The sequence below is a fragment of the Rhodococcus sp. NPDC056516 genome, from assembly GCF_042794655.1.
Lineage (GTDB): Bacteria > Actinomycetota > Actinomycetes > Mycobacteriales > Mycobacteriaceae > Rhodococcus_F.
This window is the reverse complement of record NZ_JBHTTG010000005.1, coordinates 147,424-167,902: the sequence shown is the minus strand read 5'-3', so window position 1 is coordinate 167,902 and position 20,479 is coordinate 147,424. Positions and strand designations below refer to the sequence as shown.

Sequence of the window (20,479 nt, the reverse complement as noted above, 5' to 3'; positions counted from 1 at the left end):
CGACCAGAACAGGGCGATCGTGTGCGCGGTCGGTGCAGAGTCGGATCCACGTAGCGCCGCCGCCGCACCGGCACAGCAATATTTTCGTCTTCCTCGCGGGTGTTAGGCGGGGTTGCCGGCCACAAGCCGGGGTGCGGTTCGACGGTCACCGCTCCGGGTCATCACCGCGGCGTGCCGTTGGTGGAAGAGCTGGGGCGGCTGGGCGGAATTTCTTACACTGATCCAGCACACGAGATTCGCGGAGAAGTCGAAATTTTTGTCGCACTGCGAGGTGTGTCGAGCAACGGTAAGAGCGATATTCTCGGTGTCGATACCTGATCTGTCGCCGCGTGAGGTGTCATATTATTTCGATGCGGCGGTAGATCGTGTGGAGAAACGTTCGGGTACTCGTCCGCCTGAACGATTTCGAAGGATCGGCGGCTTCGTCGACCGGCATCGACGGCCCCGAAGTTCGCAGACAAGAATAGATACGGAGTAACGAACGTCTATAGTCCTCTGATGCGAATGCAAATTTATGCCGCGGGGATAATCGCTACAGCTCTTGTTCTTTCAGCGTGTGGCTCCAGCGCCGACGTCTCGGATTCCGGCTCTCCGACTACGGTCGCGTTACCCAACCCCTCGTCGAACGGAACTCCGGTCGCGGCAAGTGAGCCTGCCATCCTCAAGCCCGGCGACAAGACTGGGATCAGTCTCGGTAGCACCAGAGGGACTGCGACTCTCGAATCTATCCAGACGAATGTCCCTTGTGGATCTGGATCAGGTTTCTATCAAGCTTTGGAATTTACGGTGACCCTCGATCCGGGTACGAGTTTCATGACAGCCGCATCACTGGAACTCACCGAGATCTTGCCTGATGGAAGCCAAGCAACGTCGAAAGCGAATATTTCGATCAGCGATTGCTTGAACGAAGACCAGCCTGAGCTCGACACCATTCGCCACGGCTCAACACAGCGAGGATGGATAGTCGCGAAGACGAAACAAGATGGCGGCTCACTCTATTTTCACACGGACTCCCAGAACAACATGGACTCGATAATCGAATTCTGAACCCCCGTTCGTTCGAATCTCGAGGAAGGCACCTGCTGCCTGGAACAGGATGGTCCCCATGACCGAACTCCCCGATGCGACCTCCACGAGGTTGACCGAAGCACTGAACACCAAACCCGAGGACGTCATCGAACTCGAAATCACGTTCAAACTTCCATCGCCAACCATTAGGTTGTTCTTCCGCATGGGTGAACAGTTGGGTCTCAACAGCAAGGAACTCGCGCAGCTGGCGATCGAGGAATATGCCCGCAACCACTTCGACTCAGACCTACCGAAGCCCGAGCGCGGGTGGAGTTCAGTGAACGAGCCGTAGATGGCGAAGGCGCACCGGCGCAGCACCCCTCATCCGGCAGTCGTCCGTTCAGAATAATCGGGGCGCATCTCGGCTCGGATGGTCGATAGGTCGTTATCGAAAACCCGGGATCGACCTCTGCCACGATGTGCATGTCACCGGGGTTTCGGCGATCCCGTGAAGGGAGTTCATTGCTTTGGTGGCGCTCCACGCCACCACGGAACTCGGCACGATCACGAGGGTGCGTCCAACGGCGCATCGAAAAGCCACTCGACCACGCCATCGGGGCGTTATCGACCGGATTCGATCCAGCAGATGGTCGTATCGGCTGGTGCGGGTTCGCCGATCACCTCGAAGGAGCCGCGGCCCGACGAGTGCTTACCGGGGTGAGCACGGCAGAACAAGAGTTGGCGGCGTTCCGCCGGGAACTCGAGCTCTGATCGCCGATGACGCCGTAGGCGAGGACATGGAGTCCGGTTGCGTTGGGCGCCAGGATGACCGGGTGCCAGTAGGCGGCGAAGGTGGGCTGCGGTTTGCTTGTTCTTCTCGCCTTGCTCGTGGCCACTGCGGTTCTCTTCTCGGGTGTGATGTCCTACCCGCCCTGCCGGATACTACTTATAGTCTGTCGACCTTTAGTCATCATCGACACAAGCTTGTCTGCGTGGATGACGACGGCCGAGCACTCGCAGAGTTCGGCCTTCGAACCAGGAGCACGCACTCAGTCGCAGGACTGTAGCCGAAAGCCGCGAGTGGGAGCCGTATAAATTCTCGATCCTGACTGACGTCATCCGAAAGAGATGAAGTTTCCGGACGCACCGCGGCGGTTCATTCTGCTTGCATTTTCCCCACAGTCGGACGATGCAGGGCAAGTTCCGATGCTGATCTGGGTATTAGCATCATCACTGTCGGACCTGCTCACTATGCTCTGGTCGCACGACTCGACGAGCGGGAGACTACAGATGCGGATAATCGCCGGCAGGTACGCCGAGATCGCCAACACACGACGTGTGGGCGGACAAGGCGAGGTCTTCCAAGCAACCGACCTTCACCAAGGTGGTCGAATGGTCGCGGTCAAGCTGCTGCCAGCGACCACCGACGACATCTACCGTATCTACTTCGAGCGCTCAACCGCTGCCAACAGGAAACTGACCCATCCCAACATCGCAGCGCTCCTGAACAGCGGCATCGACACTGATCTCGGCAGCTACTACCTCGTTATGGATTGGGTGCCGGACACACTCAGCACGTGGTTGAGCAGCTTCGACGAACCGCCGGGCTGGGATGACCTCGCGGACGTTGTCGCCCTCCCACTCGCATCGGCCCTGGCCCACTCACACTCCTTGGCCGTGTTGCACCGCGATATCAAGCCGGCGAACGTGCTTTGGGATGGGACCGGCCCCATCCTCACGGACTTCGCTCTCAGCAAGGTTAAAGATCAGGTCGCCGCTACTCACGACGCCACCGTCATCGGAAGCACGAATGCTCCGTGGGCTCCTCCCGACCACGCCTCTCGGGGATCGGCCCGCTTCGACGTGTACGGGCTTGCCGCGACGCTTCTACAGTGCCTTACCTGTTGGCCGCTGCGAGACTTTCCAGATATCGCCAAGGCACTCAACGACGCCGACGTTCCGCCTGAGATATTGAACGTGCTGGCCCGCGCGATTGACCCGGATCCAGGCGTCCGCCAGGCCGACGGGCAGGTGATGTTTGTCGAACTCCAAGCAATTCAGGACACACGCAATAGTCGGTGGCGCAAAAAGAAGGTCATCTCGTTCGAGCTCTCGACGACCGCACGACGAGCACTTGAAGAGGCCACTCCAGACCAACGTCCGGAGTTTGCTGTAGCGGGCCTCCTCGGGGACGCAACCGTCGCTCTCCCCCGCCTCGAAACGGGGCCTGACGGAAAAGCCTGTTACAACGCCGACGAATTTCGACTGATAGGTGACCAACTGGAGCTCAGCATGGTGTTCACAGATCAGTACCGGCTGCTCGCAAAGTGGGCAAAGGTTACAGACTTTGAAGCCCTTGAGCGTTTTCGTTCCAACGAGGACGCCGTCCAGATCGATGGCCGTGACTTCTCGTGGTCTGCCGAGCGCCCGGCTAATCCAAAGCAGGCAGCAATGGCGGCTATTGAGGTCCGAGCCCTGCTCAATAAGGCCGTGCAGGACTTCGGTGACCGCTTCAGTGAGAGGTTCAAGCAGGCACGGCTGAACAGCTGGTCTCAGCTCATTGACGCGAAGGAGCAGCTCGAAAGGAGGCTTGAGGAGCCGATCACTTACGAGGTCGTTGGCAGGAACGGCACCGAGTTCGAACTGAAGTCTCCCGCGCCGGTCCCAGCCGCAGTTCTCGACCAAGAACGAGTGGCCAGACCAGAGGATGATCCGACGGTCCGGGGTGTCCCGGTTAGCGTTGTCGATGTTGACGGCACTGACTTGGTTGTCCGTGGCTTCCGCTCCGGTCGAGACCTGCCGCGTAATGGCGTCCTCGTCCGTGACAGGCGCCCCTCCCAAGCCACCATTAAACGTCAGAAGACAGCGCTTGCAGCCCTTCGGGAAGGCAGCTCCGCTCGTCCTCATCTCCGCGAACTCGTCCTTGAGCCTGAGGTAGCGAAATCACCCGAGCCAGTGGCCTTTGAGCCCATCACGCCGGACCTTGATGACGACAAACTCGTCGCCGTCGCAAATGCTCTCGGCGCCGAGGACATGTACCTCGTCGAGGGTCCTCCGGGCACTGGCAAAACGTCCTTCATCTGCGAACTAGTGAACCAGTACCTACGCGCCCGTCCTGGTGACAAAGTATTGCTGGTAAGTCAGATGCACGTCGCGATCGACAATGCCGTAACACGCCTATTCAACTCTGGCGTGACGGACGTCGTTCGCCTTTCCAGTCGCGACGACAAGGTCGATCCGGAAGCATCCCACCTGCTTCTCTCCAACAAGCTCGATGCTTGGACAGAACAGATTGCACGACGAGCACAACATGGTCTGTCTGTCCTCGCTGAGCGCGAGCGGATCAAAGTCGAATACATCGCGCTGGCATTGAAAGCCGAGGAGGCACGGGCAGCCCTCCGCGACCTCGCAGAACGGCGAGAAATCCTCGGTGTTATGGAGTCATCGGACCGTCTCGACAACGAGGATCTCTCTGACGAGCGGGCCACGCTTCTCTCGGACTATTACCGAGCGGCGGAACGCGCTGAAGAAGCCGCAATGATCGCCTTTCAGACCGCCCGCGAACTCGGCGAAGAACTTGGTGCTGATCCGAGCGATTCGGAACTCGCATCACTCATCGATCGTCTCGTGGGAAATCGCCCGGGCCATCAGCGGCTCCGGGAACTCTTACAAATCCAGGGTGACTGGCTGAACAGCCTGAGCGACCCACAAGCAAGCGAATCCCTTTTCCTACCCACTCAGAGAGTCGTCGCCGGCACATGTATGGGATTCCTTGCTAACTCGAACGTGCAGGAGATTCAGTTCGATCTCTGCATCATCGATGAGGCATCTCGGGCCACCGCATCCGAACTCCTCGTTCCCATGACTCGCTCAAAGAGATGGGTGATGGTCGGTGACCCGAAACAACTTCCCCCGATGGCGGAAGAAGTCTTCGAACATAGGGACCTCGTTGACGAGTTCGATCTCGACAAGTTGTTCCACAACTCCTCACTATTCGACATCCTGTTGGCCGAGGCTCCCGAAGCGTGTCGAATTCGACTTACTACCCAACACCGTATGGCCGTGCCAATCGGCCGATTGATCTCCGAAACGTTCTACGACGGTGAGCTGACGAACGCCCCATTCCCTGTCCTGGTGCCGGAATCTGTGGACGATGCCGATAGGCTCGTGTGGTTCTCGACAAGTCGGCGAAGCGACCGAGCAGAGAATCCCAAACACACCCGTGGCGAGAGTTCGTCGAACAAGACCGAGGCCCTTGAAATCGCCAAACTGGTAGCACGCCTTGAAGCGCAGACTCAACAGGGACGGGTGAGCCGCATCAAGGAGGGCCCGGTTTCCGTGTTGATCATTACCGGCTATCGAGCCCAGTGTCTGGAAATCGAACGCGCGATACGACGTCTGAACCTCATGGGCGTCGCCGTCACCGTTAACACCGTCGACGCCGTTCAAGGTCGCGAGTCAGACGTCGTGATCTTCTCGGTGACACGAAGCAATCTCACCGGCGACTTCGGTTTCTTGAACGAACGCTACTCAGGACGAATCAACGTTGCACTCTCACGCGCCCGCGAGATTTTGTGGATCGTGGGCGATTCGGAATTTGCCGCAAGCAAGGACGGCCCCCTTAAGAAGGCCCTAACCCACATCAATCGATCAGGCATCGGAAGGATCGAGTACCTGTGAGCCGAGACATCTTCGCTGTCGCCGCCCGCCGCCGCGCCCATACCTTGCCCGGCCATACCCTCCTCGCAGCAGAGCCGTGCTACATCCCCGCATCCGTCCTGACCGTCGATGTCCTCGCAGAGGAAGTCGAGGACATCGACACCGCCCAGAAATACGCTCTGGCTGCAATGCTCAACGGCATTAACACGGTCGAAGATCTTGAGCTCTTCATGGGACTCACCCCGGAAGACACCGCAATTACCGTTGCCGGCCTCCTGCGATCGGAGTTTGTCGACTACCGACCGCCCGCGCCCGGACGGCCACGCGTTCTGAGCCTGCTCCCCAACGGACTCGAGGCAGCACGAGACGCGCAGGTACGTCGGCCCAAGTCGACAACCATCCAAGTTGTTTACGACCGACTAACACGAGCCGTAACCGACTGGCGAAAGAACACGCTCATCCGTGCTGGAGCTGCCAAGCAATCCAAAGCTATTGCCCTTCCCCAAAAGACCGGCGTTGACGTCGAGAAGTCGGAACTCACTGTCCTATCGATCACGTCTGCGATCGATGGCTACGCCAGTTCCGACTTCAAGGTCCTCGGTGTCACGGGTGTGACCGAAAGTCGCAACTTCTATCGAGACGCGATCTTGCTGGTCTACAAGGACATCGACTCCAGCGCCGTACGCCTTGGAATTGAGCTGGACGGCCAGTGGAGCGAAAGTCACCTCGCCGCTCTGGAGGACGTCGATGCCATTGGCAAACTCGGGATCAGCTCGAGCGCAGAGATCAGTTACGAACCGGCAGACGAGACTGGACCAAGGCTTAGCCGCGACGAAGTGATCACGATCCAGGCTGCTCTAGCAGAAAACGACACTACGGGCCCCCAAGCTGAAAATGACCAGCTGGATCGCGCAGCGATCCGGTGGCTGTCCATGGCCGACCACCCTGCCTGTCTGGACGACGCTCTGACTGCGCCCAAACACCGACTGCTCATTATCAGTCCATGGATCACAAGCTCGGTTGTCAACCGACAGTTCGTCGGTCGTCTCGAGCAACTGGCACGCTCAGCAGACGTCACGATCTTCTGGGGATTCGGCGACAACGCGAAGACGGACCAGCATTCCCTACAGATGCTTTATGACGCTGCCCGCCGATCCCAACGACTAGCGGTGGTTAAAGTAAACGACACGCATGCGAAGATCCTGGTGAGCGACAGCTACTACGTGAAGACAAGCTTCAACTGGCTGTCCTTCCGCGGTGATTCCAGCCGGAAGTTCCGCCAAGAAGAAGGCGATTTGGTCAAGGATCAGGTATTGGCAGATCTGGCCTATGAACGGTACATGCATGAGAACTGCGGCTTCGCCCTGGAGATCGTCGGGAATTTACCCCCTCGATACTGTGAAGGCGCAAATCTCTCGATATCAGCGCTCGGACCCACACCTCCGTTGAATCCTGCTCCCAGCATCTCAGCGCCTCCTCGACCGTCACAGGCCGAAAAGAAGAAGGCGGCATTGGAAGCGCTGAGTGTCGGCGAGATCGTCTCGGGCACCATCAAGGCGATCACGAAGTTCGGCGCATTCGTAGACCTTGGTGATATCGACGGACTCATTCACATCTCACAGCTCGCTGACAACAGAGTCGACCATCCGTCCGACGTTGTGGGCGTTGGTGACGGCGTGACCGTCATTGTGCAGAAGGTCGATCTTGAGCGCGAGCGGGTCTCGTTGTCACTGAAGGCAGTCCCGCACTAAATGCAAATGGGGCGTCTGTTTTGTTGAGCGAGAGCGAACGACTGCGCGTACTCGACTTCTCGTCGAGAGAACTCGCGGGTGAACCGCAGCGATTCGAAAGGCGGACATCGCGACGAATGAGGAATCCGGTTCACCGGGCGGCGTCGCCCCGGCCGAAGAGATCATTACAGTCGCGTGGCCAGAGTCCGGGTATATACCGATCAAGTACACCCGGGTGGACTAGCAGCCCTCAACCCGACCGACCACAGCGCGGTAGTGCGACTTGCGGTGAGTGGGGCTGTCGGTGCCTGCAAGTAAAATGAGCTCACTACCCGAAATGTCGGAATAGGGCTCGTCGGAAAGCCTATTGGGCCACGGTCCAAGGTTTCAAGGAGGACCAAACTATGTCCCAGTGCACAGCCCCCGTCAGAGGCCACACCAGGGGCGGCGGCGCCAACTGCCCAGTTCACGGACGCAGTGGAGGGTACGGCTACTCGACGCCGTCGTACCCGTCCTACTCGCCACCGCCCGTCACCGCCGTTGTCAGGAGTGGAAGCTCGACGAGCAGTGGAAGTGGGCGTAGTGGAGGCCGCGCCACACGTCCTAGTTGGTCGCCTAGGACCTCAACTGCCTCCTACACGCCCCAGCAGGTGCGCGACCTTGAGCCCATACGTACGGCGGTCGTGGTCCGAACGCAGGCAAAGGATGTTTTCCTCTGCCACGCTTGGCCCGACCGTCAGGCCGACGCGAAAGATGTCTACGACATGCTCGTTAGCAAGGACGTTTCGGTGTGGTTCAGCGAGGTAGCACTGAGGCCCGGCACGGACATGCGCGTTGCTATTGACAAGGGGCTCGTGAGTTCGCGCATCGGAATCGTTCTGGTGACGCCCGCCATGCTAGAGAAACTGCGTACCGATCGAAGCATCGCGAGCAACGAGCTCAGCGCTCTGCTGCGCCGCAACCTCCTGGTGCCGGTCATGCATGGTGTGACGTTCGAGGAGCTTGACCAGGTAAGCCCTACGCTCGCGTCGCGTGGCGGTTTTAGCACGGTGGAGGAGTCCATGGAGGACATCGTCGTGAAGATCGCCGAACTCGTCGGGACGCTCGACCTCGAAGAAGCCGACGAACTCACATGAAATAGTGCAAGAACAGCATTTGGATCGCTGCGACCGTCTTCAATTTCACGAATGAGGATGGGTGGTCAACTGACGACACAAATGTTGACTGGCGCTGACAGCAAAGATCGGCGGTTGCCCGTAGGTGTAACGACTAGTGCGGTCAGGGCTTTCGCCGGCACCTGAGCCCTGGACCGCCCCGACTCGGACGAGTTTCGGGTGTTTCGGCCCAATGTCTGACGTCACCAGCTCTGTCGATAGGGCAAGGCATCGCGAAGCAGTGACGCGGCAGCACCGCCCTTTAGCGAGCAGTCGACCACGGCCTGTTCGAGGCTCAACAGCATTCCCGCTCGCGCTATGCGGTTTTGTGCGACGACCGTTGCCAGGCTCCGCTGAATGCTCGCAACCTGGCGTACAGAGGGTTCGCCTGTGGAGGTCACCTGGCTGAGCACCTCGACCAGGGCGGCGCTCCACAGGTGTACGAGGTACTGCGCCAGAGCCTTTTCGGACGGAAAGTGGTGGTCCACGTAAAACGTAATACATTTTGGCTTCAGCTTTTCCGCTGATACCGGGGTAGCGATGGGCGGAGGCGACGTTGATGCGGTTTCGCGGTTCGACCTCTTCATTCGAGACAGGTGATCGCGAGCGCGATCAACAGCATCATTCCCGGTTGCCGAGAACGGATTTCGGACACGCCACCGGTGAGGAACGGCTTACCGCCCCAGAAGTACATCACTGTGCCGAGTACCGGTGAGATCCATTCCACCAGAGAGTTTTCCGGCAAGGTGTACCCGACCAGATCAGCGAACATCGCGTCTGCCGCAACAACCGGAACTGCAATGACCAGCATGACCGCGAACAATTTCCGGAACTGTGCGACGTGATCCCCGTGACCACCGTGTGCCCCATGCTCCATCTGGCTGTGGTCCATCTGGCCGTGGTCCATCTGACTGTGATCCATGTGGCGGTCATCCCCTCGCGTGTGATTGCAGCACAGCACCAGTCAAGCCATCAGCCTCGAACGTATGCCCAGGCAGTCACCCGAGCAAGGTCACGCGGCCAAGGTCTCCCGTTCAGCTGCCCTTCAACATCGCTTCCATCTGAGTGATTTCTGCCTGCTGACAAGCGATGATCGCTTCTGCCATCGCCGCCGCCGAGGGGTCGAGCCCGTTGTCGATTTCGGTCTGGGACATGGTGATGGCGCCCTTGTGGTGCTCGATCATCATCGTCAGCCACATCTTGTCGAACTCCGCGCCGTTGGCGTCGGTGAGAGCCGTCATGTCTTCGGCCGACATCATGCCCGGCATGTCTGCCATCCCGACGCCGTGACCCGCGTGCGCCGAATCATCCATTCCTCCCATCGAACTCGACGCAGGGTCGGGGCGTCCCCACTTCGTCAGCAGTTCGGTCATCTGAGCCATCTCCGGGCCTTGCGCTGCCTCTATCTGCGCTGCAAGAGAAAGAAGTTCGGCATTGTCGGTTCGGCCTTCCACCATCCGGGCCATGTCCAATGCCTGCGCGTGATGCGGGTACATCCCTTCGAGGAATTCGATGTCGGCTGCATTGACACCCGCCGGCATCGCCGACTGTGCTGCGACGCTGGTTGTTTCGGAAGAATGGGTGACGCTCTCCCCGGAGTTGTCCGAACATCCGGCAATCAACAGTGCTGCCGCTGCCACCACTGGAACGAACCGCGCGGCGCTCCGCTTGAACGTCGAAGACATGTTTTCCACTCCCAGAAATTGAATTGATATACATTGCCCCACAACTGATTTGATCCCTGTGGGTGCTACTGCACATTTGCCACACTACCGGCGCAAGGCCGCCGAGAGACCCGATAACCGGCCCATACGATGTTCCTTCATCGAATCTTCACAGTCGAACGAAACCATCAGGCGGCGGTAACAAGGCGGCGCAGTCGACTAACCTCGGACTGATGAGCGCCGAACTACGACCGAGCGAGGAGCCTGGGCGCGTACTCGTCGTCGACGACGAACCTGCGCTCGCGAAGGTTGTCTCCAACTACCTGAGCCGAGAGGGCTTCACCGTTCGGATCGCACACGACGGTCCGAACGCGGTACGTGCGGTCCGCGAATTCGAGCCCGCACTGATCGTGCTCGACCTGATGCTCCCGGGCTTCGACGGCCTGGAAGTCTGCCGGCGGATCCGCACGTTTTCCGACGCGTACGTCCTGATGCTCTCCGCCCGCGGTGACGAGTCGGACAAGGTGACCGGACTGGCAGCTGGCGCAGATGACTACGTGGTCAAACCCTTCGGCCCCCGCGAGTTGGTTGCTCGAGTGAAAGCACTGCTCAGACGGCCACGTGCGTCGAGCATGCTGCCGGAAGCGCTGCCGACGCCACCCGGTCTCGACATCGACGTCCTCGCCCGCACCGTGCATGTCGACAACCGCCCTGTCGATCTCACTCCCACCGAGTTCGCGTTGCTCTCCGCCCTCGCTGCCCGACCCGACGCGGCCTGGAGTCGAGCAGACATCATCGCCTCGGTGTGGGGTTCGTCCTGGTTCGGGGACCAGCACATCGTCGACGTCCATGTCCGTGCACTACGCCGCAAACTCGGCGACGACGCGACCGATCCGCGGTTCATCAGAACCGTCAGGGGCGTCGGATACTCGTTGAGGTCGTCATGAACGGGGTCGTCATGAAGAAACTCGGGCTACGCGGAAAACTGCTGCTCGCGCAGCTTGTCGTCCTGTTCGTTTCCTGCCTCGCCATCGCCGCCGTTGCCATTGCCGTGGCTGCCCCGCTCTTTCACAACCACCTCATGATGGCCGGCATCGAAGACTCGAATGTACGTACCCACACCGAAGAAGCGTTCACTCAGACCATGACCATCGCACTGTTGTGCGGGATCGCGGTCGCATTGGTGGGAGCAGGCATCGCCGCGGTCTACATCGTCCGACGCATCACGGCCCCGATCACAACGCTGGCGGAGGCGGCGCAAAGCGTCGCCGACGGGAACTTCGACGTGACTATCGACAGGTCCGACGTGGATGCAGATTTCACGCGTCTCGAAACGGCCTTCGCTGACATGGCTGCACGCCTTGATCATTCGGATCGGGTTCGCAAACGACTGCTTGCCGACCTCGCCCACGAACTGCGCACTCCGGTATCGACTTTGGCTGCGTACGTGGACGGCATCGAGGATGGCGTCCTACCCACGGACACCACTTCGTGGTCGGTGATGCGTGACCAACTCGAAAGACTTCGTCGGCTCTCGTGCGATCTGGCGGACGTCTCCGCTGCCGACGAGCACGCACTCGAACTCGATCGACGGGCCGAGGATCTCGGCGATATCGTCGCCGGCGCAACGGCAGCAGCGCGGCCACGATTTGTCGATCGTGGGGTCGAATTGACGACCGTCTTGCCTCCGCACACAATCACGGCCGAGGTCGATCGCCAACGAATCGAACAGATCCTCGCCAACCTTCTCGAGAACGCGTTGCGGCACACTCCAACCGGAGGTTCGGTGACGGTGACACTCGCGCGGGGAGAGGATCACCTCTCGGTGTCCGTCACCGACACCGGCGACGGAATTCCCTCAGACCAGCTCGAATCCGTCTTCGACCGGTTTCATCGTGGTGATCGATCCGACGGTTCGGGTTTGGGGCTCACGATTGCGCGTAGCCTCGCGCTCGCCCACGGCGGCGATCTGTCGGCACGCCGAAACGAGCAACCTCTCGGCAGCACGCTGATCCTGACCTTGCCGACAGGTTTCACGCTGCCGCTTTGAACGGATCGTGTTCGGCGATCAACTTCTCGAGTCGAGCCTCGTCCACCCGAACTCTGACCGTCGATGCCTCCTGCTGATCACGAATCACCTTGGCCAACGTGAACGTGCTGGTGACCAAGAACAGCAAGGACATTCCGAGAAATCCGCGTTGCCACGCATCGATCGGAAGATAGGCAATTCCGAGGAGGGTGCCGACAAAACTGACGGCAAAGGCGATTCCGGCCTGCAGGTAGAAGGCTGCAGTGGTCTTCGAAGGTGTTGTCGGTGCGCTCATGCTTCGAAGTCTGGCCTTTCGCCGCAACACTCGGATGCGTAGTCCTACTCGAGAGCCCACGGTACTTCCCCCGGCAAAAATCAGATGCCGTCGCCCATCGTGGTGGATAGTCTCGGTTCGGTAGACGGAGATGTTCGAGAACAGTCAGACGGCAGGAGTGATCGATGACCCGCAGACATATCGCCATGGTGAGCATTCCGGCACCGGGCCACGTCAATCCGAGCCTGGCGATCATCGCGCGTCTCGTCGCCGCCGGTCACCGCGTCACCTATGCCAACGACGAGTCGATGCGTGAGATCATCGAGGCGACCGGGGCCGAATTCGCACCGTACGTATCCACGCTGCCCAGTCTCGCTCCTTCCCCTGACGACACCGAACCGGAGAAGAGCTGGGACGGGGATCTGATAGATCAGTTGACCCTGTTCCAGGACGATTACGAGTCGATGCTGCCGCAACTGCGCCGAATTTACGAAGACGATCGACCTGACCTCTTTCTTTACGACATCGCCGGCATTCCGGCACGAATACTGGCTCAGCAGTGGAACGTTCCCATCATGCAGTTGTCGCCGACGTACGTTGCCTGGGACGGTTACGAAGCCGACGCCGCACCGATGTACGACGAGATTCGTTCCGATCCGAGAGGCGTGGACCTGCTCGATCGGGAGGCCCGGTTCTTCCGCAGCGAAGGCGTCGAGGTCGATCCTCGTGAGTTCACCGGACGCCCACCGCGTGCGATCGTTCTGATCGCAGAATCTATGCAGCCCAACGCCGATCGAGTGAACCGCGACGTCTACACGTTTGTCGGCCCCGCACTCGAACCGAGCAGTCAACCCTGGGTGAACCCGGATCCGGAACGCAAGCTCTTGTTGATTTCGCTGGGTTCTGCCTTCACCGATCACCCGGATTTCTACCGCACCTGCGTCGAAACTTTCGGCGAAATGGACGGGTGGCACGTCGTCCTCCAAATCGGAAAGCAGGTACAGATCTCAGATCTCGGATCTGTTCCCGAGACTGTCGAAATACACCGCTGGGTACCGCAGTTCGCGATTCTGCAGCAGGCCGACGCATTTGTGACCCACGCAGGTATGGGCGGATCCAGCGAGGGACTCGTCACTGGTACGCCCATGATCGCGGTGCCGCAAGCCGTTGACCAGTTCGGCAACGCCGACTCGCTTGTCGACGCCGGCGTCGCAGTACGCGTCGACGGCGCTACCGTCACGGCAAAAGAGCTTCGTGAGGCGCTGACGCGCGTGAGTTCGAGTGAGTTCCGCCGACGCAGCGCAGAGTTGGCAGAAGAACTCGCAGCGGCGGGCGGCGTATCCCGTGCAGTCGACTTGATCGAAGCCGCCCTACCCGGCAGCGGGCCGAGATGACGAGTTCTACCAGTGCCAGGCGTCGCCGCCCACGTTCTTGATGGTTCGCTGCAGGACCCGTGATGGTGGTGACAAATTCTTCTTCGCTGATTCCTTGCATCCGCTCCTCCTGCAACGTCTGCTGTACCCGCGCTGCACGATCGAACTGCTCGGAGCCGGCATCAGTAGGGCGAAGGACAGTCCCGTCCTCACGCGCCCACCCCAGTTCGAGGGCAGAGTCGACGGCCTCGTCGATGACGTCAGTTGATTCGTTCGGACCGATCGTCCGTAGGAGGACGGCTCGCTCCACCCCTTCAGGGTGCAGCGAAAGTTGGTGCAGGATCCACCATTGCGGCTGAGTCACGCCGATTGCTTCGAGTGCCCCGCGCGTGCGTGCGCGAATCGCTTCGCCTGCACGCGCGGTCCAGAATCCGATCGGCTGATTCGCCGGTGGCTGCATTGGCTGTTTGGTCATGGACACGACGATAAAACCTCAATGGAAGTTCAGGTCAACCCCAAGGCGGTGAGTTCTACATATGTTGTGTGATTGCTCCGCCGATGATGCGGGCGGCGTCGGGGAATTCGCCCGGGTTCGGACCGGCGTAGTTGAGCCGCAGGAACTTTCCGGTCGGTTCCGCCGGGAACCAATCGTCTCCGGCCCCGACGATCACGCCGGCCGACCGGCAGTCCTGTACGACGCGTTCGAGATTCGTGGTGTCCGGAAGCCGAAGCCAGAGGTTGAGTCCACCTTGCGGTACGGCGTCGAGGTGAGCGTCCGGCGCATGCTCGCGCAGACTCGACACGAGGAGGTCGCGTCTGGCCTCGAGTTGGTGACGAAGCCTGCGCAGGTGCGTTCGCCAGGCCGGTTGGGTAACGACGTCAAGGGCGACTGCCTGCAGCATTCCGCTGACGTACATCGAATCTGCTTGTGTATCAGCAAGAATCCGCTCGTACGCCGGGCCGCGAGCGATCAAGCCGGCAACTCGCACCGATGGGGACACACTCTTGGTCAGCGCACGGAGGTAGACAACGTGTCCGCTGTCGTCTCGAGCGGCAATAGGGCTGGGATCGGCGGTGATGCCGAAGTCGAGCGCCGAACTGTCCTCGATCAGGAAGGCGCCGTGCCGACGGACGGTCTCGAGCACCTTGTCAGCCAATGTCGGCGACCACAGCGCCCCCGTCGGACTCGCGAAACTCGGTTGTGCGTAGAACGCCCGAGCGCCTGTCTGTTCGAATGCGCGCGAAAGCTCTTCCGGATCAGGACCGTTGGCACCACTGGAGATCGGAATGACCGTGACACCGGCCTGGGCGGCAGCAAGGATCGCACCCCAGTACGTCGGCGATTCCATGAGCAACGGACGCCCCTCCCCCACGAGCGCACGGAAGGACGTCGCAAGTCCACCCTGACTGCCGGGAAGTACAACCACGTCGTTCGGCCCCGGCGGCGTGATCCCGGCAGGAGTGGCAGAACCCAATTCGGAGGCAAACCAGGATTGCAGTTCCGGAAGCCCGGCAGCAAGTGGCCGATTGAAGACGGCGTCGGTTCGCGTCGCCCTGGTGAAGGCTGCACGAACCAGTCCTTCCGGCAACAGTTCTCGGGCCGGATAGCCGGAATGCAGCGCGATCACGTCGTTGGAGGTGGACTGCAGCGCAATAGGCAGTTGCAGCCGATAGTTCGGCGATCCGAGCGCCGCCGTCTGCCACCCGTAATCGTTGGGTCGCACGACGCGTGCGGCGCGTACGAAGGTCCCCACACCGGGACGAGCCTCCACAGCCCCCTGAGATACCAGTGTTCGCAGCGCCTTCTGCACAGTGACCGGACTCGCCCCGTGCGTGCTGACGAGCGACCGAGTGGACGGAAGCTTCGCACCTGGAGGAGCCGTCGCGATCCACTCGCGCAAAGCTGCGACTATCCGCGAACTGCTATCATTGGACATGTCGAATCATAGTAGCGCTACTCTCTCGCCAACGCCAGCGCTATCGCGAATTTTTGTCCGTTTCCAGGCCGAACCGTAAGGCGCCCTTCTCGTCCGACACACCACTCGTCCACCGAACCGGAGAGGTACGTAACCGCGTGAACACACCCATCGATCAGGCCCGCAAGCTCGAGAATGTCAGGTACGACATCAGAGGGCGAATTCTCGACAAGACCGAAGAACTCGAGGATCAGGGACACACGATCCTGCGACTCAACGTCGGCAATCCGGCCCCCTTCGGGTTCGAAGCACCGGACGAGATCATGATGGCCATGATCCGTAATCTCCCTACCGCACAGGGATATTGCGATTCTCGCGGACTGTATTCGGCGCGCACTGCGGTGGTCCAGTACTACCAGACGCGGGGTATCACCGACGTCACCGTCGACGAGATCTACCTCGGAAACGGTGTCTCCGAACTGATCACCCTGACGATGCAGGCCCTCTGCAATCCAGAGGACGAGATCCTCATTCCCGCTCCCGACTATCCCTTGTGGACGGCTTCGGTGTCGCTTGCCGGCGGTACGCCGGTCCACTACCTCACCGACGAAAGCCAAGGCTGGGCACCGGACTTCGACGATCTGGAAGCTCGGATCTCTCCGCGCACCCGAGGGATTGTCGTCATCAATCCCAACAATCCAACGGGCGCCGTCTACTCGACGGAGGTGCTGCAACGCTTCGTGGACCTTGCACGCAAACACGATCTGATGCTCTTCGCAGACGAAATCTACGAGAAGATCGTCTACGACGGCCGATCCATGACAAACCTTGCGACGATGACCGGGCGAGACGTCCTGTGTCTGACGTATTCGGGACTGTCCAAGGCCTACCGCGTCTGCGGATTCCGAGCCGGATGGCTGGCCATCACCGGACCACTCGAACGGGCGTCGAGCTTCATCGAAGGCATCAAACTGCTGGCCAACATGCGTATGTGTGCCAACGTGCCGGCGCAGCACGCGATCCAGACCGCACTCGGCGGACGCCAGTCCATCGAGGACCTGTTGCTTCCACAAGGTCGGCTGACGGCCCAGCGCGATCTCGCGCACAGCACGCTCAACAGCATCGACGGGATCAGTTGCCAGCAGGCCGACGGGGCGCTGTACCTGTTCCCGAAGCTCGACGTCGACAAGTTTGGCATCGTCGACGACGAGAGGTTCGTTCTCGATCTACTGGAATCGGAGAAGATTCTTGTCAGTCACGGTCGCGCGTTCAATTGGATCGAACCTGATCACTTCCGACTGGTGACTCTGCCGAACACCGACGACCTCGCGACCGCCCTCGAGCGCCTCGGTAACTTCCTCAGTTCCTACAGCCAGTAATCCCCGCGCACCTCCACAACCGACTGAACGCCGACCGGATTTCCGGTCGGCGTTCAGTGGTGAAAATCAGCAGGCGATCAGGCAGTGACGATCGCGTCGAGTGCCGAGTAGAACAAGCCGAGTCCGTCGTCACTGGGGCCGGTGAGAGCCTCGGTGGCGTGCTCGGGGTGCGGCATCAGACCAACGACGCGGCCGTTGGCCGAGGAGATACCGGCGATACGACGCTGCGAGCCGTTGGGGTTCTCCTCCGAGTAACGGAAGACAACGCGGCCTTCGCCCTCGAGTTCGTCGAGGACCTTCTCGGACGCCTGGAAGCGGCCTTCACCCGACTTGAGCGGGATGAGGATCTGGGCGCCGGCCTCGTAGCGTGAGGACCACGCCGTGTTGTTGGCTTCGACCGTCAACCACTCGTCGCGGCAGATGAAGTGCAGACCCTGGTTACGGGTCAGGGCACCGGGGAGCAGACCGGCTTCGCAGAGGATCTGGAAACCGTTGCAAATGCCGAGGACCGGCATGCCACCCTTGGCTGCTTCGACGACCTTGCCCATCGCGGGAGCAAACCGGGCGATTGCGCCGCAGCGAAGGTAGTCGCCGTAGGAGAATCCACCCGGGACGACGACTGCGTCGACACCCTTGAGGTCTGCATCGCCGTGCCAGAGTTCAACAGCTTCACCGCCGGCCAGGTTGACGGCCCGAGCAGCGTCGATGTCGTCGAGCGTGCCCGGGAACGTGATAACCCCGATACGTGCGCTCATGCCTCGACTCGCCTGACGGTCCAATCCTCGATCACCGTGTTGGCCAGCAGGCCTTCGGCGATCTTCTCGAGTTCGGCGTCTTCGACACTGCCGTCGATCTCCAACTCGAACCGCTTGCCCTGACGGACATCGGATACTCCTGCAAAGCCCAGGCGAGACAGTGCCCCGACAATTGCCTGTCCCTGGGGGTCGAGAATCTCGGCCTTGGGCATGACTTCGACGACGACACGGGCCACGTGCTGCTCCTCGGTACTAGTGCGCGAACCCGGAGTGAAACGCTCGGGTGATGGCCAGTTTACCGGGCGCACCCGAGATGCTTCGCATCGAGTGATCGGGGCGTGACGGCCAACACCTGTCGGACTCGCCTGCGAGCCCTTCCGCGTCGGCGCATACTCGAAATCATGCGACTGACACATTTTGGCCATTCCTGTGTGCTCGTGGAGTTGAACGGCTCGAAGATCCTCTTCGATCCCGGCAACTTCTCGCACGGATTCGAAGGCATCACCGGCCTCGACGCCATCCTCGTGACACATCAACACCCCGATCATGCCGACCCGGCTCGCCTGCCCGAACTGGCCGAAGCGAACCCCGATGCCCTGCTCTACAGCGATCCGCAGACGGCTGAAAAGCTCGGTGGGCGCTGGACCGGAGTCCGGCCCGGCGACCGGTTCAGCATCGGCGACGTCGAAGTGACCGGAACCGGCGGTGAGCACGCGATCATCCATCCGGACCTACCGATGATCGACAACACCGCGTTCCTCCTCGGCGACGCCACCAACCCGGCGCAGTTCATGCATCCCGGCGATTCCCTCTTCGTTCCCGAACAGACGGTCGACGTTCTTGCTCTTCCTGCCGCCGCACCGTGGCTCAAGATTTCCGAGGCCATCGACTACCTCCGCGCGGTGGCGCCACGTGTCGCGGTTCCCATCCATCAAGCGATCATCCGCGACGAGGCCGCCGGAATTTTCTACGGCCGCTACTCGGAAATGGCTGCCGACGGCACGGAGTTCCGCGTCCTCGATGAGGAGTCGAGCGTCGAGGTCGCCTGATTCAACCCTTCATGCACTCACATCGACGATGATCCAGCCGGTGCTCGTCCCACCGGCTGCGTCGGTGAGTGTGTAGCGGATCCGGTCGACCCCCGTCTTCGTCCCCGCCGTGTACACAACTTTGCCGCCGTCGAGTTTCACGGTACCGCCGAGAAGTGAGGTCGCCTCGACGCCGGTCACCCTGATCGAATCTCCGTTGCTGTCATGATCATTCGCGACAGCGTCGACAGTGGCTGTGCCACCCGAACTGACCCGCGCGGTGTCGAGTGCGGCGTACGGCGGGATCGGGGTTGCCGTGTACCGACCGATGTCGTCGAGTCGAGCCGAGGCTGCGTCCGCGGCATCGACGATGGCTGCGAATTCGGTGCCGTCGAAGCGCGAGAGGTCGTTGCCGTTCATGATGGTTCGGCCCTCGGCGCCGCCGCCGTGATAGTCGTCGGCATAGAAGTTGTGGCCCAACTCGTGGCGGAGGACGCGGCTGAAGTTGCCGTCGGACTCGGCGCCGACCTGCGCGTAGCTGTGATCAACCTCGAACTTCGAGTAGTAGGCATTTCCGCCACCGGACCTGCACACGACAGTCGCCTGATCGACGCTCGTCCCGACTTGATCGGACCACAGATCTTCCAACTGCTCGAGGTTTTCACAGCTGCTCGAGTACGGGTCACTGGCGGCATCGGCCCGAAGGACGACGCGACCGAGGATCGGCCGAATTCCGACGTCTCTGATCCAGATGGCAGCGGTTCTGGCCATGGATTCCTCGGCCCGATCCAAAGCAACGGCGGGACTGCCTTCGCCGTGCGCGGAGTACCACTCACCGCTCAGGTCCAACCCCACTACGAACTGCTTCACGGTTTTGCCGACGCCGGCTGCCGAAGCCGGCGCGATCGAGGCCGTCGGCCACTGAGGCTTCGCATCGATCGGCGCTGTACTTCGACCGACCACGTCGGATCCGACGAACTCGATCGAAGAACCACGATCGAAAATCGCCTGCCCACGCAGTATTCCGGCCGAGTCGACGATGGCCGAGACGATTGCGTCCGGATGCCCTTCCACGCTGCCGATGTACGAACGGGGCGCCGGAATCACCACATCGGACAGCTTGCCGCCGCTTTCTTGTACGGCCATCGAGAAGTCTGATCCCCGCAGATCCATCTTGTGCAGCCGCAGAGTGAGTTGCTCACCTTGATCGTCGACGGTTGCGGTGCGTACGCCATCACTCGATCCGCTCGATCCACCGTCGATACTGCCCGTCGGCAGCGTGTGAACCGCGCCGGCCGGAGCGGCAGACGCGAGTGCCGGAACGAACGCAGCACAGACAACTGCGCCAACAGCCACGGCAACAAGACCCTCGGCCGACTTGGAGAACACTCTTGCGCGCATGGTGAAGTCCCAACCTCGTCTACTAGCGGCACATTAACTGCACGCACTCTAGCAGCGAGAAAGCCGGCAGACTCCACTCTCCACTTCAGCGTCCGATATATCCGAATTA

The 20,479-nt window shown here is 60.7% G+C and carries 16 protein-coding genes and 2 pseudogenes; 10 read left to right on the top strand and 8 right to left on the bottom strand.

What is annotated here, in order from left to right; genetic code table 11:
* The first annotated feature begins 786 nt into the window (after nt 1–786).
* The 5 genes and pseudogenes from ACFQ6Y_RS16600 (at nt 787) to ACFQ6Y_RS16580 (ending at nt 8,533) form a co-directional block, all read left to right on the top strand.
* Nucleotides 787–1,047 (top strand): hypothetical protein, encoded by a 261-nt coding sequence (locus ACFQ6Y_RS16600; protein ID WP_378634710.1) that lies wholly within the window; start codon nt 787–789, stop codon nt 1,045–1,047.
* A gap of 58 nt (nt 1,048–1,105) precedes the next feature.
* Entirely contained in the window at nt 1,106–1,360 is a 255-nt protein-coding gene (locus ACFQ6Y_RS16595) for a hypothetical protein (RefSeq protein WP_378634707.1), read from the top strand.
* Nucleotides 1,361–2,136: 776 nt separating this feature from the next.
* Nucleotides 2,137–5,688 (top strand): AAA domain-containing protein, encoded by a 3,552-nt coding sequence (locus tag ACFQ6Y_RS16590; RefSeq protein ID WP_378634704.1) that lies wholly within the window; start codon nt 2,137–2,139, stop codon nt 5,686–5,688.
* Between the two features lie 167 nt (nt 5,689–5,855).
* A pseudogene (locus ACFQ6Y_RS16585) lies at nt 5,856–7,406 on the top strand (S1 RNA-binding domain-containing protein); the annotation flags it as partial.
* Between the two features lie 674 nt (nt 7,407–8,080).
* Nucleotides 8,081–8,533, top strand: coding sequence for a toll/interleukin-1 receptor domain-containing protein (locus ACFQ6Y_RS16580; protein ID WP_378634701.1), 453 nt, complete (start codon nt 8,081–8,083; stop codon nt 8,531–8,533).
* Nucleotides 8,534–8,754: 221 nt separating this feature from the next.
* Here ACFQ6Y_RS16580 and ACFQ6Y_RS16575 read toward each other — a convergent pair whose 3' ends face one another.
* The 3 genes and pseudogenes from ACFQ6Y_RS16575 to ACFQ6Y_RS16565 all read right to left on the bottom strand — a co-directional run bounded on the left by ACFQ6Y_RS16575 (nt 8,755) and on the right by ACFQ6Y_RS16565 (nt 10,236).
* Nucleotides 8,755–9,039: a hypothetical protein gene (locus ACFQ6Y_RS16575; protein ID WP_378634698.1), complete on the bottom strand. Its 285-nt coding sequence runs from the start codon at nt 9,037–9,039 to the stop codon at nt 8,755–8,757.
* 107 nt (nt 9,040–9,146) lie between these two features.
* Nucleotides 9,147–9,473: pseudogene (locus ACFQ6Y_RS16570) on the bottom strand (heavy metal translocating P-type ATPase); the annotation flags it as partial.
* 112 nt (nt 9,474–9,585) lie between these two features.
* A complete protein-coding gene (locus ACFQ6Y_RS16565; RefSeq protein WP_378634695.1) occupies nt 9,586–10,236 on the bottom strand; it encodes a DUF305 domain-containing protein in 651 nt (216 codons plus the stop codon).
* Nucleotides 10,237–10,448: 212 nt separating this feature from the next.
* Between ACFQ6Y_RS16565 and ACFQ6Y_RS16560 the strand changes: the two genes are divergently transcribed.
* Together ACFQ6Y_RS16560 and ACFQ6Y_RS16555 are read left to right on the top strand one after the other, a co-directional pair.
* Entirely contained in the window at nt 10,449–11,162 is a 714-nt protein-coding gene (locus tag ACFQ6Y_RS16560; RefSeq protein ID WP_378535398.1) for a response regulator transcription factor, read from the top strand.
* Nucleotides 11,163–11,173: 11 nt separating this feature from the next.
* Nucleotides 11,174–12,265 carry a sensor histidine kinase gene (locus ACFQ6Y_RS16555; RefSeq protein WP_378634693.1) on the top strand — a complete coding sequence of 364 codons (1,092 nt, stop codon included), beginning with the start codon at nt 11,174–11,176 and terminating at the stop codon, nt 12,263–12,265.
* On the opposite strand, the gene ACFQ6Y_RS16550 is transcribed toward ACFQ6Y_RS16555, so the two are convergent.
* The gene (locus ACFQ6Y_RS16550) at nt 12,249–12,539 is read right to left on the bottom strand and encodes a YiaA/YiaB family inner membrane protein (protein WP_054800678.1); all 291 of its coding nucleotides are present in this window, start codon (nt 12,537–12,539) and stop codon (nt 12,249–12,251) included. The genes ACFQ6Y_RS16555 and ACFQ6Y_RS16550 overlap by 17 nt on opposite strands.
* 164 nt (nt 12,540–12,703) lie before the next feature.
* Here ACFQ6Y_RS16550 and ACFQ6Y_RS16545 point away from each other — a divergent pair, with 164 nt between their 5' ends.
* Entirely contained in the window at nt 12,704–13,912 is a 1,209-nt protein-coding gene (locus ACFQ6Y_RS16545) for a macrolide family glycosyltransferase (RefSeq protein WP_378634690.1), read from the top strand.
* Between the two features lie 509 nt (nt 13,913–14,421).
* Here ACFQ6Y_RS16545 and ACFQ6Y_RS16540 read toward each other — a convergent pair.
* Nucleotides 14,422–15,828: a PLP-dependent aminotransferase family protein gene (locus ACFQ6Y_RS16540; RefSeq protein ID WP_378448832.1), complete on the bottom strand. Its 1,407-nt coding sequence runs from the start codon at nt 15,826–15,828 to the stop codon at nt 14,422–14,424.
* Nucleotides 15,829–15,965: 137 nt separating this feature from the next.
* On the opposite strand from ACFQ6Y_RS16540, the gene ACFQ6Y_RS16535 reads away from it, so the two are divergent.
* Entirely contained in the window at nt 15,966–17,186 is a 1,221-nt protein-coding gene (locus ACFQ6Y_RS16535) for a pyridoxal phosphate-dependent aminotransferase (RefSeq protein ID WP_283306920.1), read from the top strand.
* 77 nt (nt 17,187–17,263) lie between these two features.
* On the opposite strand, the gene purQ is transcribed toward ACFQ6Y_RS16535, so the two are convergent.
* Nucleotides 17,264–17,941 carry a phosphoribosylformylglycinamidine synthase subunit PurQ gene (gene purQ / locus ACFQ6Y_RS16530; RefSeq protein WP_050655460.1) on the bottom strand — a complete coding sequence of 226 codons (678 nt, stop codon included), beginning with the start codon at nt 17,939–17,941 and terminating at the stop codon, nt 17,264–17,266.
* The gene (purS, locus tag ACFQ6Y_RS16525) at nt 17,938–18,177 is read right to left on the bottom strand and encodes a phosphoribosylformylglycinamidine synthase subunit PurS (protein ID WP_003945817.1); all 240 of its coding nucleotides are present in this window, start codon (nt 18,175–18,177) and stop codon (nt 17,938–17,940) included. Before purS ends, purQ begins: the two co-directional genes overlap by 4 nt.
* Before the next feature lie 165 nt (nt 18,178–18,342).
* Here purS and ACFQ6Y_RS16520 point away from each other — a divergent pair, with 165 nt between their 5' ends.
* Nucleotides 18,343–18,990 (top strand): MBL fold metallo-hydrolase, encoded by a 648-nt coding sequence (locus tag ACFQ6Y_RS16520; RefSeq protein ID WP_378634684.1) that lies wholly within the window; start codon nt 18,343–18,345, stop codon nt 18,988–18,990.
* 9 nt (nt 18,991–18,999) lie between these two features.
* Here ACFQ6Y_RS16520 and ACFQ6Y_RS16515 read toward each other — a convergent pair whose 3' ends face one another.
* Nucleotides 19,000–20,370, bottom strand: coding sequence for an Ig-like domain-containing protein (locus tag ACFQ6Y_RS16515; RefSeq protein ID WP_378634679.1), 1,371 nt, complete (start codon nt 20,368–20,370; stop codon nt 19,000–19,002).
* Nucleotides 20,371–20,479 lie beyond the last annotated feature (109 nt).